Origin of the sequence: Acinetobacter lactucae (genome assembly GCF_013122135.1) — a bacterium.
GTDB lineage: Bacteria > Pseudomonadota > Gammaproteobacteria > Pseudomonadales > Moraxellaceae > Acinetobacter > Acinetobacter lactucae.
Map to the genome: position 1 here is coordinate 2,292,086 of NZ_CP053391.1, position 16,057 is coordinate 2,308,142.

17 protein-coding genes are annotated in these 16,057 nt (G+C 38.4%); 13 read left to right on the forward strand and 4 right to left on the reverse strand.

What is annotated here, in order from left to right:
• Positions 1 to 92 precede the first annotated feature (92 nt).
• Both HLV59_RS10685 and HLV59_RS10690 read right to left on the reverse strand, forming a co-directional pair.
• Positions 93 to 986 (reverse strand): amino acid ABC transporter substrate-binding protein, encoded by an 894-nt coding sequence (locus tag HLV59_RS10685; RefSeq protein WP_016145031.1) that lies wholly within the window; start codon positions 984 to 986, stop codon positions 93 to 95.
• Positions 987 to 1,518: 532 nt separating this feature from the next.
• Complete coding sequence (locus tag HLV59_RS10690) at positions 1,519 to 2,283, reverse strand: glutathione S-transferase family protein (RefSeq protein ID WP_016145030.1); 765 nt, start codon at positions 2,281 to 2,283, stop codon at positions 1,519 to 1,521.
• A 345-nt stretch (positions 2,284 to 2,628) separates the two neighbouring features.
• Here HLV59_RS10690 and HLV59_RS10695 point away from each other — a divergent pair, with 345 nt between their 5' ends.
• The 8 genes from HLV59_RS10695 (at position 2,629) to ychF (ending at position 11,111) form a co-directional block, all read left to right on the forward strand.
• On the forward strand, positions 2,629 to 3,864 hold the full coding sequence (locus HLV59_RS10695) for an SfnB family sulfur acquisition oxidoreductase (RefSeq protein ID WP_171429917.1): 1,236 nt from the start codon (positions 2,629 to 2,631) through the stop codon (positions 3,862 to 3,864).
• Positions 3,865 to 3,876: 12 nt separating this feature from the next.
• Positions 3,877 to 5,100, forward strand: a complete 1,224-nt coding sequence (locus HLV59_RS10700; RefSeq protein WP_061875969.1) for an SfnB family sulfur acquisition oxidoreductase — start codon at positions 3,877 to 3,879, stop codon at positions 5,098 to 5,100.
• Positions 5,100 to 6,512, forward strand: coding sequence for an LLM class flavin-dependent oxidoreductase (locus tag HLV59_RS10705; RefSeq protein ID WP_061875968.1), 1,413 nt, complete (start codon positions 5,100 to 5,102; stop codon positions 6,510 to 6,512). The genes HLV59_RS10700 and HLV59_RS10705 overlap by 1 nt, the downstream gene beginning before the upstream one ends.
• Before the next feature lie 14 nt (positions 6,513 to 6,526).
• Positions 6,527 to 7,357: a MetQ/NlpA family ABC transporter substrate-binding protein gene (locus HLV59_RS10710; RefSeq protein ID WP_171429918.1), complete on the forward strand. Its 831-nt coding sequence runs from the start codon at positions 6,527 to 6,529 to the stop codon at positions 7,355 to 7,357.
• 13 nt (positions 7,358 to 7,370) lie between these two features.
• Complete coding sequence (locus tag HLV59_RS10715) at positions 7,371 to 8,204, forward strand: MetQ/NlpA family ABC transporter substrate-binding protein (RefSeq protein ID WP_171429919.1); 834 nt, start codon at positions 7,371 to 7,373, stop codon at positions 8,202 to 8,204.
• Positions 8,205 to 8,209: 5 nt separating this feature from the next.
• Positions 8,210 to 9,286: a methionine ABC transporter ATP-binding protein gene (locus HLV59_RS10720; RefSeq protein WP_171429920.1), complete on the forward strand. Its 1,077-nt coding sequence runs from the start codon at positions 8,210 to 8,212 to the stop codon at positions 9,284 to 9,286.
• Entirely contained in the window at positions 9,267 to 9,926 is a 660-nt protein-coding gene (locus HLV59_RS10725) for a methionine ABC transporter permease (RefSeq protein WP_001153960.1), read from the forward strand. The genes HLV59_RS10720 and HLV59_RS10725 overlap by 20 nt, the downstream gene beginning before the upstream one ends.
• A gap of 93 nt (positions 9,927 to 10,019) precedes the next feature.
• The gene (ychF, locus tag HLV59_RS10730) at positions 10,020 to 11,111 is read left to right on the forward strand and encodes a redox-regulated ATPase YchF (protein WP_004642544.1); all 1,092 of its coding nucleotides are present in this window, start codon (positions 10,020 to 10,022) and stop codon (positions 11,109 to 11,111) included.
• A gap of 47 nt (positions 11,112 to 11,158) precedes the next feature.
• Here the strand turns inward: ychF and HLV59_RS10735 are convergent, their stop codons facing one another.
• Positions 11,159 to 11,680, reverse strand: a complete 522-nt coding sequence (locus HLV59_RS10735) for an Mpo1 family 2-hydroxy fatty acid dioxygenase (protein WP_171429921.1) — start codon at positions 11,678 to 11,680, stop codon at positions 11,159 to 11,161.
• 92 nt (positions 11,681 to 11,772) lie between these two features.
• Here HLV59_RS10735 and HLV59_RS10740 point away from each other — a divergent pair, with 92 nt between their 5' ends.
• Complete coding sequence (locus HLV59_RS10740; RefSeq protein ID WP_171429922.1) at positions 11,773 to 12,480, forward strand: Crp/Fnr family transcriptional regulator; 708 nt, start codon at positions 11,773 to 11,775, stop codon at positions 12,478 to 12,480.
• Between the two features lie 56 nt (positions 12,481 to 12,536).
• Here HLV59_RS10740 and HLV59_RS10745 read toward each other — a convergent pair whose 3' ends face one another.
• Positions 12,537 to 13,007 carry a hypothetical protein gene (locus tag HLV59_RS10745; RefSeq protein ID WP_193786447.1) on the reverse strand — a complete coding sequence of 157 codons (471 nt, stop codon included), beginning with the start codon at positions 13,005 to 13,007 and terminating at the stop codon, positions 12,537 to 12,539.
• A 121-nt stretch (positions 13,008 to 13,128) separates the two neighbouring features.
• Here HLV59_RS10745 and HLV59_RS10750 point away from each other — a divergent pair, with 121 nt between their 5' ends.
• From HLV59_RS10750 to purT, 4 genes are all read left to right on the forward strand, one after another.
• On the forward strand, positions 13,129 to 13,851 hold the full coding sequence (locus HLV59_RS10750; protein ID WP_171430615.1) for an AzlC family ABC transporter permease: 723 nt from the start codon (positions 13,129 to 13,131) through the stop codon (positions 13,849 to 13,851).
• A gap of 1 nt (position 13,852) precedes the next feature.
• Complete coding sequence (ygaH, locus tag HLV59_RS10755; protein ID WP_057105800.1) at positions 13,853 to 14,194, forward strand: L-valine transporter subunit YgaH; 342 nt, start codon at positions 13,853 to 13,855, stop codon at positions 14,192 to 14,194.
• Between the two features lie 130 nt (positions 14,195 to 14,324).
• Positions 14,325 to 14,714: a tautomerase family protein gene (locus HLV59_RS10760; protein WP_171429923.1), complete on the forward strand. Its 390-nt coding sequence runs from the start codon at positions 14,325 to 14,327 to the stop codon at positions 14,712 to 14,714.
• 102 nt (positions 14,715 to 14,816) lie between these two features.
• On the forward strand, positions 14,817 to 16,034 hold the full coding sequence (gene purT / locus HLV59_RS10765) for a formate-dependent phosphoribosylglycinamide formyltransferase (protein ID WP_171429924.1): 1,218 nt from the start codon (positions 14,817 to 14,819) through the stop codon (positions 16,032 to 16,034).
• Positions 16,035 to 16,057 lie beyond the last annotated feature (23 nt).

Sequence of the window (16,057 nt, forward strand, 5' to 3'; positions counted from 1 at the left end):
TTGCCCCTTAAATTAATATCTTTAGAAAATAGACCACTTGTGCAAATGCATCTTTACACTTACACAAGTAAATTTAGGACAAAAAGATCCAGTTAGATTCCTGCATCTGTTGGGCGAGCTTTTAATTTCTTATAAGATGAACTTTGTTGCATGTTCAAATTAGTGTTTTTTGGTGGAATTGGTGATAAGAACCACTTCTTATATAAAGCGTCCATTTGACCAGTTTTCCAGAGATTATTTACAGTACGATCTGCAACTGCTTTAAATTTTGGATCATCTTTAGCAAGCATAATGCCATAAGGTTCAGATGAAAGTACCGGACCCACAATTGCAAAAGCTTTAGGTGTAGAAGACTTCGCAATCAAGCCTGCTAAAATATTATCATCCATTACAAATGCAGCAGCACGACCAGATGCCATCATGGCAAAAGAGTCAGCATGATCTTTACCATAAATATTTTGAACATTAACAGCCTGACCTTTTTCATTCATCTTGATGTATTTGTCAGATGTAGTGCCTTGAGTGGTAACAACTGCTTTACCATTTAAGTCTGCCAAACTCTTAATACCAGAGGTGGCTTTAACCGCCATACGCACTTCTGTCGCATAGTAGTTTGTTGAGAAACCGACTTGTTGCTGACGTTGTTTAGAGTTTGTAGTCGTACCACATTCCATATCAATATTGCCTGCCAAAAGCTCAGGAATACGTGTTGATGAAGTTACTGCCTTATATTCAACTTTTAAGCCAGGCATTTTCAATTCTTTTTTAATTTCATTTGCAAACTGGTTACAGATATCGACTGCATAACCTACTGGTTTACCTGCAACAACATATGAAATTGGATCTGAGGATTCTCGATGACCAATGACGATTTTTCCGGTACTTTTAATTTTAGCTAATGTATCTGCTGCTTGAATTTGAGAAGTAGCGCCAACCGTACAAAGCATAACTGTTGAAATAATGAGAGAGGTTGCAGAACGTTTCATAAGAACTCCTTGATGATCATTCTCTCTATTTATCTATAGAATCATTCATATAGAGCAATAGAGTGATTTATTATTAAATTGCAATTATCGAGCCAACTTTTCCAAGTCAGGCACATCCATTTGCTTCACTTATTTTATTCAATCTGTTTTGCAGAATTAATACCTTTAAAACTGCTCACATGTTTCTACTTTAATCTATGTTTTAATCTTCTGTCTATTATTAAGCTCATCTATTTACACTTAAATGTGGCAATTATTGATTACAATGTAAACACACGCACAATAAAGTGGCTTAACTTTGGCTAAAAACAATGTTTAAAAAAATTGTATTTTCCAAAAAATCATAAAAATTAAAATTATTAGTTATTTAGGTAAATTTAAATTTATATCGTAAAAAGTATTTTAGGTAGCAAAATAATATAAACAAATGATCTAATAAAAATCATTTAGAAACTTGATAGTAATGTCTATATAATTAAATCAATTATCAATGATTAAAAAAGCCCCGATTTTCTCAGGGCATTTTATAACTTTAAATTCCACGCCAATCTACACGCGCATTACGTTCAGTTTGATATATTCTTAAAACATACTGACCTAGGGGTAAATCGAGTAAATTTTGCTGATAATTATTCCATTCTTCCGAAACATCTTCAGCCTCTTCACGTTCCCACGGCGTACCCTTTATTTCCAATAAAGGAGCAAGCATAGAACATACAGAAATATCAGCAAGACTTAAACGATCGCCCACCATATAACGTGCCTGATTTTCGATTAAGCAGTTATTGAGTTCATTGATAAGTTCATCCATACGCTCTTTTGACTGGTTGACTAACTCCTCTTCAAGTTTATAGTTTTTCTTTACCAGTGTTTTGAGGAATGGCTTCGATATTTTTTCAAACTGGCGTAAATAACCTTGTTCACCCATCATAATTTCTAAAGCATGATCTCCATGTGCCAAGGTGTGTGCTAAAGCCCAACGACGGACATGAATACCTAACTCATCAGCCAAACTATCAATTTTTAATGTTTGCTGTCTTAATTGTTCATCACGACGTAACAGTGAATGCTCCGGATAGGTATCATCCAGATAAAGTGCAATTTTAGTCGATTCAGCAATCCATTGATGATCATCTTTCAAAATAGGCAGTAAATTCTGGCCTGTTTTGAGTTGTGCAAAAGCACGATGGAACCCTGGAATTAAGTTATGAGCCACATAATCAAGTTCTTTATGGTCTAACAACCAGCGAGCTTTTTCACAATAATGTGACAAAGGAAACTGATACAAAACCCGCATAAAATCTCCACGTTTATTTTTATTTGACTATTTGTACAAAAATGGTCGATGGTAAGTAGATACTTTAGAAGCTATTTTTAGTTAAAACAATGGATATTGTGCTCATTTTTCACTGACAGTTAGGTCTATATTTTTTATATCTTTTTTTACCGTACTTATAGCTCTTTTTCATATTAAAACTCTTTTAGTTATTCATTTTACAAATAAAAATCATAATTTATTGATTTTTAATATATTTCTATATCTCTATTTATCTATTAAAAATCAAAAAAAGTGCTTTGCATTTTTATTCATAAGCTGAGCATAAGTCCTCGTTTAGTGGAAAAATATTTCTTTTGTAAGGTAATGATAGCAATACAAGGTGTCATTATGTCTAATTCTCTATCTAAAACGACGGCATACGTCCAAATCATTCAAAATGATCAACAAGCAATTAATGCTGCTTATCAAGTAGCTGATTTTGCTTTAGAGGGTCGTAATACACGTGATCAACAACGCTTATTACCGCATGAGCAAATTGAAAGCTTTAGCCAAAAAGGTTTAGGCGGAATTCGCATTGCAAAGAAATACGGCGGAGCTTTTGTTTCCAATAAAACTTTGGCTCAAGTTTTCCGTATTTTGAGTAAAGGTGATGCGAATGTTGGTCAGATTCCACAAAATCAGATTAGCCTGTTAAACCTGATCGAAATCATGGGCACAGAACAACAAAAACAATTTATCTTTTCAGAAATATTAGCCGGTAAACGTCTTGCCAACGGTGGCCCCGAACGAAATACTCATGACTCAAAAACCTTAAAAACTACTCTTACTGTTGAAAACGGCAAATATATTTTAAATGGCGAAAAGTTTTATTCGACAGGTACCAGTTTCGCACATTGGCTCGCAATTAAAGCGATTCATCCCGAAGGTCATGTCGTTTTAGTGATTGTTAATCGAGATGCTCAAGGCATTGAAGTTATTAATGACTGGAATGGATTTGGTCAACGTACTACAGCGAGCGGTACAGTTAAATTAAATCAAGTTGAAGTTAATCCTGAACTTATTTTTGATGAGCGATTATTGACGCAAACCTCAACCTATCGGGGTGCCTATTCTCAGTTATTACAAGTGGCAATTGATGTAGGCATCGCTGAAGCTGCTTTTGAAGATACTTTATCGACTATTCATAAAGCACGCCCAATTATTGATGCAAATGTTGAAAAAGCCAGCTTTGAACATTACACCCTGCAAGAAGTAGGCAAGTTAAATATTTTGCTCGATGCTGCAATTTTACTGCTTGATGAAGCTGCTGAGTATTTAGATGAACTTGATCAACTTCAAACGGTGACTGACGAACAAGTAGCAAAAGCTTCAATTTTAGTCGCAGAAGCAAAAGTCTATGCTAATGATGCTGCCCTACAAATTTCTGAAAAGTTGCTAGAACTGGGCGGTAGCCGTTCAAGTTTAAGCCAACACAATTTAGATCAACATTGGCGAAATGCCCGTGTACATACTTTACACGACCCTGTCCGCTGGAAATTACACGCCATTGGCAATTATTACCTTAATGGTCATTTCCCTGCCCGCCATGCTTGGATTTAAGGAGAAATTGTCATGACTTCATATCAATCAGTTCAAACGAAACAAACGTCGGCATCAAACCAAGCACACATTATTCAAAATGATGCTGAAGCTTTAGAAATTGCCAAACAATTTGCCGAACAATTTAAAAAAAACGCTGTTGAGCGAGACGCTAAGCGGATTTTACCGTATACAGAAATCGATGCTTTGAGCCAGTCTGGCCTATGGGCAATTACAGTGCCAAAGCAATATGGCGGTGCCGAAGTTTCAAGTCATACAGTTGCTAAAGTAATTGCGCTTTTAAGCGGTGCAGATGGTTCAATTGGACAAATTCCGCAAAACCATTTTTATGCTTTAGAAGTCTTACGCAATACGGGAACAGAAGCTCAAAAACAACGTTTATATGGCGAAGTTTTAAATGGCACTCGCTTTGGTAATGCACTTGCTGAGTTTAAAACCAAAACTTCAACTCATAAACAAACCAATATCCGTCCTTATGAGAATGGATATTTGATTCAGGGAGAAAAGTTTTATTGCACAGGAAGTTTGTTTGCTCACCGTATTCCAACCTTAGTTTTAGACGATGCAGGTCGAGAGTATTTAGCATTTGTAAAAAGTGGTTCACAAGGACTAAAACTTGTTGATGACTGGTCTGGCTTTGGACAGAAAACCACAGGCAGCGGCACCGTTAAGTTTGATCAGGTTTTTGTCGATGCAGATGATGTTATTCCTTTTGATACCGCATTTTTACAACCAACCTTAGTGGGCCCTTTTGCCCAAATTATGCATGCCTCAATTGAGGTAGGCATTGCACGAGCAGCCTTTGAAGAAAGCTTGCAAAGAGTGCATCAAGCCCGCCCATGGATTGATTCAAATGTAGAAACTGCAAACCAAGATCCATTAACGATTTATGAGCTAGGACGGATTGCCGTAGATGTACGAGCTAGTGAAGTGTTATTAAAACAAGCTGCTCAATCAATTGATGCCGCAAAAATTGAAACCACTCCTGAAACCATTGCAAAAGCTTCAATTGATGTGGCCAAAGTACGTGCTCATAGTAGCGATACAGCACTAAAAGCATCGTCTAAGCTGATTGAACTTGCTGGTAGTCGTGGAAGTCAGTCACAAGATGGTCTAGATCGTTTTTGGCGCAATGCACGTGTGCACACGTTGCATGATGCCGCACGATGGAAATATTACTTTATTGGGAACTATGTTCTTAACGGTGTTCTACCACCTCGTCGGGGGACATTGTAATGACAGATTTCAAAGCAAAAGAGATTTTATTAAACGCCTTTGACATGAACTGTGTTGGACATATCAATCATGGCTTATGGACACATCCACGTGATGAGTCACACCGCTTTAATGAACTGAGCTATTGGACAGAACAAGCCAAAACCTTAGAAAATGGTTTATTTGACGGCTTGTTTATTGCCGATATTACTGGTGTGTATGACGTCTATCAAAACGGTATAGATCTCACTTTAAAAGAGTCTATTCAACTTCCAAGCCATGACCCATCTACACTCATTTCAGCTATGGCGGCAGTCACTCAAAATTTAAGTTTTGGGGTCACTGTGAACTTAAGCTATGAGCATCCGTATCAATTTGCCCGCCGCTTTGCGAGTCTTGACCATTTAACTCAAGGCCGTATTGGCTGGAATATAGTTACGGGCTATCTAGATAGTGCAGAACGCTTAATTGGCCAAAAAGGTTTAAAAGACCACGATGCTCGCTATGAACAAGCCGAAGAGTTTTTAGAGCTTTGCTATAAATATTGGGAAGGTTCATGGGAAAACGACGCAGTTAAAAAAGATAAAGCACGGCGTGTTTTTACAGATCCATCCAAAGTGCACACCATTCACCACCAAGGAAAATATTACCAAAGCGAAGGTGTGTTTCAGGTATCTCCTTCTGTGCAACGCACTCCAACACTGTTCCAAGCAGGTGCTTCACCTAAAGGTATGCAGTTTGCAACACGTCATGCTGAATGTGTATTTATTGGCGGGGATAGACCCGAAAAGATACGCGAACAAGTGAAAAAGATTCGTGCGCTTGCAGAACAGCAAGGCCGTTCAGAGAATGACATTAAAGTCTTTGTTGGTATAACCGTTGTTGTTGCCGAAACACATGATCTGGCTGTACAGAAACTTAATGAATATCGTCAGTATGCAAGTCCTGAAGCTGGCTTAGCGCATTATGCGAGTTCAACTGGCATCGATTTAAGTAAATTTGCCGACGATGAAGCGATTCCTTACCAAAAAAGTAACAGTATTGTTTCGATTACCGAAAAATTCAAAGAGCAACAAATCACGAAAAATGACTTAAAAGCTCAACATGTTTTAGGTGGTCGTTATCCCCTCATCGTGGGTAGTGGCGAAGAAGTTGCTGAATACTTAATTCATCTTTTAGATGAAACCGATATTGATGGCTTTAATTTAACACGTACTGTTGCACCTGAGTCTCACCACGACTTTATTCGCTTAGTCATTCCTGAGCTACAACAACGTGGTCGCTATAAAACTGCATATAAAACGGGTTCACTGCGGAACAAAATTTTTAATCGGGGTGATCAATTACCAAAACAACATCCTGTTCAAGCGTTCCGATGTAGTCCCTATAACAACAGCAAAAACTTAACAACAATTGAAGAAATAACCGCTTAAATTTGGAGATAGACATGGCTCAAACAGCCTCTAAAAAATGGCTAGGCGTAGGCTTAGTCGTTATAGTCCTTTTTGTTGCTTTATTCTTTTGGAATAAACACCGTCAAAGTGGCTCAAATGAACTTGTGATTGGTATTAGTCCCCCATTTGCAAAAACTTTACAAGCTGCTGCCGATGAAGCAAAGAAACAGGGTTTAAACGTAAAACTGGTCGAGTTTTCTGACTGGAACACACCAAATATTACCTTAAATCATGGGGATATTGATGCCAACTTTTTCCAGCATCAACCGTTCTTAGACAATGCAATTAAAGAAACTGGCTTTAAATTAAAGGCATTTGCAGTGGGTGCAGCATCACATGTGGGACTTTATTCGAAGAAATATAAAAGCCTTGATGAATTGTCACAAAACGCACGTGTAGTCATTCCAAATGATCCAGTCAATCAAGGTCGTGCCCTGCTACTTTTACAGCAAGCCAAATTAATTACGCTTAAAGATTCAAATAATCATTTATCTGCACTTAAAGATGTAGTCTCAAACCCTAAAAATTTGCAATTCATTGAGGTTGAAGGGCCACAAACTGCTCGTGCAATTGATGACGTTGACTTAGCTTTTGGCTATCCACATTACCTACGCTTAGCAAAAACTGCTGACCCTGAAAGTGCGCTTTTACTTGATGACAATACCAATAAACGTTATGCCATTTTGTTTGTAGTGCGTGACGACTATCAGGACAAGGGCGACAAATTGAAGAAATTTGTTGAGATCTATCAAAACTCGCCAAAAGTTAAAGCTGTGTTAGATGCTGAGATTGGGCCAACACTTTGGTTCCCTGGCTGGAAGTAATAACGGAAAGATTATGACTATTCAGTTCAAACAGCATAAGCCTTGGTTACTCGGAATTACGATTTTAATCGTAGTTCTAGGCCTCGTCGGTTACCGTTATATTAAAAATAAAGAAGCCGATGAGGTTTTAACGATTGGCATTAGCCCGCCTTATGCGGAGCTATTACAAAGCGTCGCCAATGAAGTTGAAAAGCAAGGTGTTCACGTCAAGCTTGTTGAATTTTCTGACTGGCGAGCACCCAATGTTGCCGTACAAAATGGCGATATTGATGCGAACTTTTTCCAGCAAAGCGTATTTCTACGTAATGCTGTTAAAGAAACGGGCTATGACTTACATGCATTTGCCGTGGGCTCAGGAAGTCATGTAGGTTTATATTCAAAAAAATATAAATCACTTAAAAACTTACCTTCAAAAGCACGTGTGGCTATTCCAAACGATCCCGTCAATTTAGCTCGCGCTTTAATTTTACTGCACCGTGCAGGCTTAATTCAGCTTAAAGATATTAATAATGAGCTTTCAACCACTCAAGACATTATTGCTAATCCGAAACAGCTGAGCTTCGTTGAAGTTGAAGGTCCTCAAACCGCGCATGCATATAACGATGTCGATTTAATTTTCGGCTTCCCCCACTACTTAAAAATGGCAAAGGTAACCGATCCACATAGCGCATTATTTTTAGATCCAATCGATAAAAAATATGCAATTTTGTTTGTGACTCGTCGCGATTACCAAGATAAAAACCAAAAACTTGCAACCTTTGTTAAAGCATTCCAGAACTCAAAACAAGCACAAGACATTCTGGATAAAGACTTTGGCCAAGGTATGTGGTTTCAAGGCTGGAAATAAGGAGAATGACGATGGTGAGTTTTGGATCACAAGTTGATTTTTCTCTACCCCATATCAAAATTCGTGGTTTAAATAAATTTTACCAATCGCAGGGTCAAAAACTGCATGCTTTAAAAGAGATTAACCTTGATATTCCTCAAGGTAAGATTTTAGGCATTATTGGTAAAAGTGGTGCCGGAAAATCATCCCTACTCCGCACTTTAAATGGCTTAGAACAAGTAAATACGGGCAGTATTCATATTCATCAACAAAACATTGCTGAATTGAGCCATGCTGAACTCATTCAAACCCGTCAACGGATTGGAATGATTTTCCAACATTTCAATTTAATGTCTGCAAAAACAGTTTGGGAAAATGTAGCCTTACCCTTAAAAGTTTCCAATTATAACAAAGCAGATATCGATCAACGTGTAAATGAAGTTCTAGCACTCGTAGGTCTTGCAGATAAGTCTGGTTATTATCCGTCACAACTTTCAGGCGGGCAAAAGCAACGTGTCGGTATTGCACGTGCACTTGTTCACCACCCTGAAATTTTACTTTGTGATGAAGCAACCTCGGCACTCGACCCTGAAAGTACCGCTACTATTTTGGCTTTACTTAAAAAGATTAATCAGGAACTTGGCCTAACGATTGTACTCATCACTCATGAAATGCAGGTCATTCGAGAAATTTGTGATCAAGTGGTGGTGATTGACCAAGGTGAGATAGTAGAGGCCGGACAAGTTTGGTCTGTATTTTCACGACCAGAACAACAGATTACTCAAGAATTGCTGAATCTTGAACAAATCACTCTGCCTTTTAAAATCAGTCCTCTACCAGATGAAGATTCAACTCATATTATTGTAAAACTGAAATATGAGGCTGAGGCACACCAAGTTCCAGATATTCAAGAACTACTTGCCAGATTTAAAGCACCCGTCAATTTATATCAAAGTCAGGTCGATACCATTCAAGGACATATTATTGGCTCACTTTTAGTCGGTATTCCTAACGTAGAAATTGATTTTCCATCTATACGACAAGACGCGTCAACTGCAATTGCACAATTTGAGGTACTTGGCTATGCAAGACCAGCTCATTGATTTATTAATTACTGGAACTGTAGATACCTTACTGATGGTAGGCGCATCTGCATTTATTGCTTTTTTAATTGGCTTACCCATTGCTGTTATTTTAGTGAGTACTTCTGAGCACGGCATTCATCCGTCACAAAAGATTAATCAGGCTTTAGGTTGGGTAATCAACATTACTCGTTCTGTACCCTTTCTTATTTTAATGGTTGCACTGATTCCGCTTACTCGCTGGATTGTAGGTACAAGTTATGGCGTTTGGGCAGCCGTTGTTCCATTGACGATTGCTGCTATTCCCTTCTTTGCACGTATTGCAGAAGTCAGCTTACGCGAAGTCGACCAAGGCTTAATTGAAGCTGCTCAAGCCATGGGTTGTAACCGTAAACAAATTATTTGGCATGTGCTTTTACCAGAGGCTTTACCAGGAATTGTTGCGGGCTTTACCGTGACTATCGTGACGATGATTAACTCCTCTGCGATTGCTGGTGCTATTGGTGCAGGTGGCCTAGGAGACATTGCTTATCGTTATGGCTATCAACGTTTTGATATGCAAATTATGTTGGCTGTCATTTTGGTACTCATTGTTTTAGTCATGTTAGTACAAGCGACTGGCGATGCATTAGCCCAGCAACTTGATAAACGTAAAGTTTAAAAGCAATACAACCCTGCTCTAGCCATGACTTTGTCATGGCTTTCATGTAAAATCAGCGACAATTTTTAATTTACACATTTGTGAGTGGTTTTCATGGGTTTTAATTGCGGTATTGTTGGTCTGCCAAACGTAGGGAAATCAACCCTTTTCAATGCATTAACGAAAGCAGCGATTGCAGCGGAAAACTTCCCTTTCTGTACCATTGAACCAAACACAGGTATTGTTCCTGTACCAGATCCACGTTTAGACAAACTTGCTGCGATTGTTAAACCACAGCGTATTTTACCAACTACAATGGAATTTGTGGATATTGCAGGTCTTGTTGCTGGTGCATCAAAAGGTGAAGGCTTAGGTAACCAATTCCTTGCTAACATCCGTGAAACTGATGCAATCGCTCATGTTGTGCGTTGTTTCGAAGATGAAAACGTGATTCACGTAAATGGTAAAATTGATCCATTAGACGACATCGCAACTATCAATACTGAACTTGCACTTGCCGATCTTGAAACTGTGGCTAAAGCGATTTTACGTTTAACTAAAGTTGCTAAAGGCGGTGACAAAGAAGCTGTAGCAACTAAAGCAGTTTTAGAAAAAATCCAACCTTTACTTGACGAAGGTAAACCAGCGCGTGCAGCTGATTTGTCTGATGACGAACGTAAATTAGTTCGTGGTTTTGGTTTAATGACTTTAAAACCGACCATGTATATTGCAAACGTTGCAGAAGATGGTTTTGAAAATAATCCACATTTAGATGCAGTTAAAAAACTTGCTGCGGAAGAAAACGCAATTGTTGTTCCTCTTTGCAACCAAATCGAAGCTGAGATTTCATTATTAGAAGATGAAGATCGTGCTGAGTTCCTTGAAGCAATGGGTATGGAAGAACCAGGTTTAAATGTGGTTATTCGTGCAGGTTATGCGCTTTTAGGTTTACAGACTTATTTCACTGCTGGTGTACAAGAAGTTCGTGCATGGACAGTAAAAGTTGGCGCAACAGCTCCTCAAGCAGCTGGTGTGATTCATACCGACTTCGAAAAAGGCTTCATCCGTGCTGAAGTTGTTGCATACGATGACTTCGTACAATACAACGGTGAAAACGGCGCGAAAGAAGCTGGTAAATGGCGTTTAGAAGGTAAAACTTACGTTGTCCAAGACGGCGATGTAATGCACTTCCGTTTTAACGTTTAAGTTAAAGCTTAAGAAAAGGCCCCAATATGTTGGGGCCTTTTTTATTGTTAATGACTAAGATCCATTGCCTCTCGTTTACTGCGCGCCTCTTGTAAAATACGCGCATGCAAAGGCTTTCTAAAACCTAGCATAAATATAAATTCTGCCAATACAAATAATGGTCCTATCGCAAGTCCGATCACATCATCAACAAAAGCAGGTTTTTTCTTTTCAAAATAATGACCCACAAACTGAAAAACCCAACCCACTACAAAGAAACCAATACTTGCTGCTAACCATTCTCCAAAAGATAACTGGGCAATTTGGCTCGCGAGTGGATACACAGCAACTAAGATAATGAGCATGAGTAAGCCAAAAATTTTATCTAGCAATAAATAATAGATCGTACTAGCTGCAATCAGCACCATGGCTAAAGTGATTTTAAAACTACCAATATCGATACCTGCTCTTGCGGTTAAACACAAAATTGAAAACACGATGAGTGGAATACCAATAAAATGCGTCAAAATATTTTTATGATTTAAATGATAAGCCGCATATTTGCTAAGCTCTTGCTCCAGATTTGACATGAGTTATTCCCTATTCACTTACATATAGTCATACTGTACATATAAGGAAAACTTAAAATTGTCAGCTATTTGACAAATTAATGAATTTTTTCATGGATGACAGAATATTGGACCTTATTTATATTAACCGACTAAAAGAAAACACTTGGTTTAGTGTGCTTCCAGAAACATTTCAAAATTTTATTTTAGAACATGGCAAGCAGATCACCTTTGAAAAAAATAGCTATGTTTTCCATGCTCAAGATGTATTTGATGGCATTTATACCGTACTTGAAGGCTCAATTAGCTTGGGTTATGTCGATGTAAACGGTAATGAAGCTCTTTCTGCTATTGCTGAGCCGATTATGTGGTTTGGTGAAATATCATTGATTGACCATGAGCCACGATCGCATGACGCAATTGCTTTGAAAAAAAGTACAGTACTGCACGTTCCAGCGAAGCCTTTAAATGACCTACTCACAGAAAATCCCTATTATTGGTACTACTTTGCACGATTAACCAGCCAAAAACTCAGGTATGTTTTCTTAGAACAAATTGCGATACAAACACGTAGTATTTCTCAAAGGCTGGCTCAGCGTCTTCTATTTATTTTAGAAGGATATGGCAACCATGTTCTTATTCAAGATCATCACATCCATATTTCTCAAGAACAGTTGGCAAATATGCTGACCACATCTAGACAGACAATCAATCATGAACTGAGTCTGCTCGAAAAACAAAACATCATTAAAATTGCCTTTAGAAAAATTGAGATTTTAGATATTGAAAAATTGAAAGTAGTTGCTAAAACTCATTATTGATTTTATCAAAGCAAAAAAGCGAGATTGATCATCTCGCTTTTTTACATTTATTAGTTTTATTTTGGCGAAGTATTTCCAAGATTTGGCGTATCAATCGCATCCTTACATTGAGCCTTATCTCGCTCATAGTCCGCTTGCTTTTGGGCAACTGAACTATTGTTTTCTAGCGTTTCGCGCGCCCATATATCCAAACTTGTCAGGGCTTTACGACAGAGTGCATATTTCCCTTCTGTCACTGAATCTGTCATTTTCACATTAATGCGCCAGTCTGTACTCAATTGGCGTAAAGGTTTACGAACTTTGTCATCAATTTGGCTGAGTTGTTTTTCATAAACTAAATGCTCAACCGTGTTAATTAATACCCATGCTTTTTGAGCATAAACAGTTGCATCATTGGTTAGTTTCGGTGCTGGCTTAATTTCTACTTTTTTTTCTGCACTTTGATTACCATTATCACAGCCCTGCAATGTAAAAATACCTGCACTCATCATGGCGATATAAACTAAACGAATCTTTGCCTTGAACATATCAAACTGCCGATTAAACATTTCGGCACTATGCTATTAAATTCGGCTACAATACTCAATCTTTCAAGTATTTTTATCATTTGGTTTATTGCCAAGGTGTATTGTGTCCGAACTACAATTGATGCCTGCCCAAACAGCAACTTTTTGGCAAGGCGTCAAAGATAGCCAAGCTATCGTACTCACTTATTTACCCGTTTCTTTTGCCTTTGGCGTTTCTGCATCTCAGTTTGGTTTTACTCCCTGGGAAGCTTTTTTTCTATCTTGTTCAATGTATGCTGGCGCTAGCCAATTTTTGGTTGTCGCGCTTTTGGCTAGCGGTTCATCCATCTGGCTAACAGCATTAACAGTTATTGCCCTAGATATTCGCCATGTCCTTTATGGACCTGCTCTATACAACCTGATTCCAAACAAATTAAATCTTAAGAAAACGGCAGTGTGGGCTTGGGGCTTAACGGATGAAGTTTTTGCCAGCGGCATGATCCAACTTTCACAGCGCAGACAGCAATGGTCTGAGTCATGGATGCTGGGCTTAAGTCTATTTAGTTGGATGGCTTGGGCAACCGGTTCTTTGTTAGGCGGATTATTTGCCGATCAAGTCGCTCATCTTCCAAAGTTTTTACAAGCAGCTTTAGATTTCTTATTACCTGCTTTATTTTTGAGTTTTTTATTAGCAGCATTTGAACGAAAGCATAGCCTTGTTGTTGCTGTATCATTATTGGTTTCAGCTTTGGCATGTTATTGGATTAACTTATCTGCTGCTATTTTTATTGGCATTCTTTCAGGCATTTTAGCTGGTCTGTTTAAACATTATGTGCTGAAACAGCATGATGAAGTTGAGGCTTAATATGAACCTAGAAATTATTCTGGTAGGCATTATTGTGGGTATTGCCAATTTTGCTTCACGTTTCGGGCCATTTTTTGTAATACAAAAATTACAGGGCTCGCAGCAAAGACGCGGCTCAGTCTGGATCAAAATTGCTTTAGGAAGTATTGGTATCTCTGCAATTAGCGCTATGCTTGTGGTTGCAACTCTTCCACCACTCCTTGAAACCCCAGATAAAAGCTTAGCGATGCTGATCGGTTTTTTAGTTTTAGCAGGTCTTTATTTTAAATTTAAGAAAATCGTACCGGCAACTTTAACTGCCGCAATTGTTTATGGCCTCATCTATACATATTTACCTTTATGAATAGATAAACCGATCTTCCTTATATAAAATAAAACCTAGCCAGAAGCGTTTAAGATTGAAACTTCTGGCCTGAAAAATCTAATTTTGAATTGATTAAAAAGATAACCTTAGCTACTTAATAGAGATAAAAATGTCACAAGTTAAAATTTATGCAAATGAACAAACGATTATGCAATATCGAGAGCTACTTTCTCATGCAATCCATCAAGCACTTATTGAAGAATTGAAATATCCTGTCGAGAAAAGATTTCAGCGTTTTATTAGTCTTAAACCCGGGAACTTCATTTACCCTTCTGACAGAAGCCAGCATTACATTATTATCGAACTTTCAATGTTTGCAGGCCGCAGTCCAGCCACTAAAAAACAACTCATTCAAACCCTATTTCGCAACATTCAAGAACAATGCAAAATTGCACCTCAAGATATCGAAATCACTATTTTTGAAACACCTAAAGAAAATTGGGGCATCCGTGGTAAACATGGAGATGAATTGCTTTTAAACTATCAGGTTAATATCTAAAAACTACATTTTTAATTGTCCGACAAAATTACTTTTTTTATGCGTTATAAGGCTTAACTCCACCATAAGTTCTGCTATGCTTAAAAAAATAATTTTGTCAGGATGATTCGCATGAGCGTGACACTCGGTACCCCACTTCAATCTTCTGCATTTAAAGTTTTATTGTTAGGTTCAGGAGAGCTTGGCAAAGAAGTTGTAATTTCCTTACAACGCCTTGGTGTAGAAGTACATGCAGCCGACCGTTATGATCATGCACCAGCCATGCAAGTTGCACATTTTCCTTATGTGTTAAACATGGCAGATCCTGCTCAATTAAAACAACTCATCGAAAAAATTAAACCAAATTTAATTGTCCCTGAAATTGAAGCAATTGCGACAGAAGTTTTACTAGAAATTGAAGCAAGTCAAACCGCAACTGTCATCCCTTCTGCTAAAGCTGTAAATCTCACCATGAACCGTGAAGGCATTCGCCGTCTTGCGGCTGAAGAACTCGGCCTACCTACTTCTGCCTACCGTTTTGCAGATTCTCTAGAAAGCTTCCGCGCTGCATGTGACGACATTGGTTATCCAAACTTTGTAAAACCTGTAATGTCTTCTTCTGGCAAAGGTCAGTCTCGTGTAAAAAGTTTCGATGAAGTCGACGCTGCATGGGAATATGCAATGCAAGGTGGCCGGGTTAATCAAGGTACAGTCATTATTGAATCTCAAATTGACTTTGATTTTGAAATTACCTTACTTACTGTTCGTGCTAAAAACCCTGAAACTGGTGAAATTGAAACTCACTACTGTGATCCAATTGGTCACCGTCAAGATGCGGGTGATTATGTAGAAAGCTGGCAACCTCAACCCATGACCGTAGCAGCACTTGAAGAAGCAAAACGTATTGCAAATAAAGTGACAACGGCACTGGGTGGTTGTGGTATTTTTGGTGTAGAGCTGTTTATTAAAGGCGATAAGGTTTGGTTTAGTGAAGTGTCACCTCGCCCGCACGATACAGGACTCGTAACTTTAGCGTCACAATTTCAAAGTGAATTTGAACTGCATGCACGTGCCATTTTAGGTTTGCCTGTAAACACAGCACGCCATAGTGTTGCCGCAAGTGCAGTGATTTATGCGGGTGTAGATGCCAACAACTTAAGCTTTAGCGGTTTAAATACGGCGTTAGCCAATCCAGACACTGACCTGCGATTGTTTGGTAAGCCAGAAGGTTTCAAACGCCGTCGTATGGGTGTCGCAACTGCACGTGCAGAAAATACCGATCTTGCTCGTACTTTAGCAAAAGAAACCGCTGATCAAGTAAGCGTAAAAACCAACTCTTAATATTTACTTATTGGTAGACCCAT

Coding starts and splice junctions, on each gene's coding strand:
- HLV59_RS10685 (WP_016145031.1), bottom strand. CDS start 986: ATGAAACGTTCTGCAACCTCTCTCATTATTTCAACAGTTATGCTTTGT.
- HLV59_RS10690 (WP_016145030.1), bottom strand. CDS start 2,283: ATGCGGGTTTTGTATCAGTTTCCTTTGTCACATTATTGTGAAAAAGCT.
- HLV59_RS10695 (WP_171429917.1), top strand. CDS start 2,629: ATGATAGCAATACAAGGTGTCATTATGTCTAATTCTCTATCTAAAACG.
- HLV59_RS10700 (WP_061875969.1), top strand. CDS start 3,877: ATGACTTCATATCAATCAGTTCAAACGAAACAAACGTCGGCATCAAAC.
- HLV59_RS10705 (WP_061875968.1), top strand. CDS start 5,100: ATGACAGATTTCAAAGCAAAAGAGATTTTATTAAACGCCTTTGACATG.
- HLV59_RS10710 (WP_171429918.1), top strand. CDS start 6,527: ATGGCTCAAACAGCCTCTAAAAAATGGCTAGGCGTAGGCTTAGTCGTT.
- HLV59_RS10715 (WP_171429919.1), top strand. CDS start 7,371: ATGACTATTCAGTTCAAACAGCATAAGCCTTGGTTACTCGGAATTACG.
- HLV59_RS10720 (WP_171429920.1), top strand. CDS start 8,210: ATGACGATGGTGAGTTTTGGATCACAAGTTGATTTTTCTCTACCCCAT.
- HLV59_RS10725 (WP_001153960.1), top strand. CDS start 9,267: ATGCAAGACCAGCTCATTGATTTATTAATTACTGGAACTGTAGATACC.
- ychF (WP_004642544.1), top strand. CDS start 10,020: ATGGGTTTTAATTGCGGTATTGTTGGTCTGCCAAACGTAGGGAAATCA.
- HLV59_RS10735 (WP_171429921.1), bottom strand. CDS start 11,680: ATGTCAAATCTGGAGCAAGAGCTTAGCAAATATGCGGCTTATCATTTA.
- HLV59_RS10740 (WP_171429922.1), top strand. CDS start 11,773: ATGGATGACAGAATATTGGACCTTATTTATATTAACCGACTAAAAGAA.
- HLV59_RS10745 (WP_193786447.1), bottom strand. CDS start 13,007: ATGTTCAAGGCAAAGATTCGTTTAGTTTATATCGCCATGATGAGTGCA.
- HLV59_RS10750 (WP_171430615.1), top strand. CDS start 13,129: ATGCCTGCCCAAACAGCAACTTTTTGGCAAGGCGTCAAAGATAGCCAA.
- ygaH (WP_057105800.1), top strand. CDS start 13,853: ATGAACCTAGAAATTATTCTGGTAGGCATTATTGTGGGTATTGCCAAT.
- HLV59_RS10760 (WP_171429923.1), top strand. CDS start 14,325: ATGTCACAAGTTAAAATTTATGCAAATGAACAAACGATTATGCAATAT.
- purT (WP_171429924.1), top strand. CDS start 14,817: ATGATTCGCATGAGCGTGACACTCGGTACCCCACTTCAATCTTCTGCA.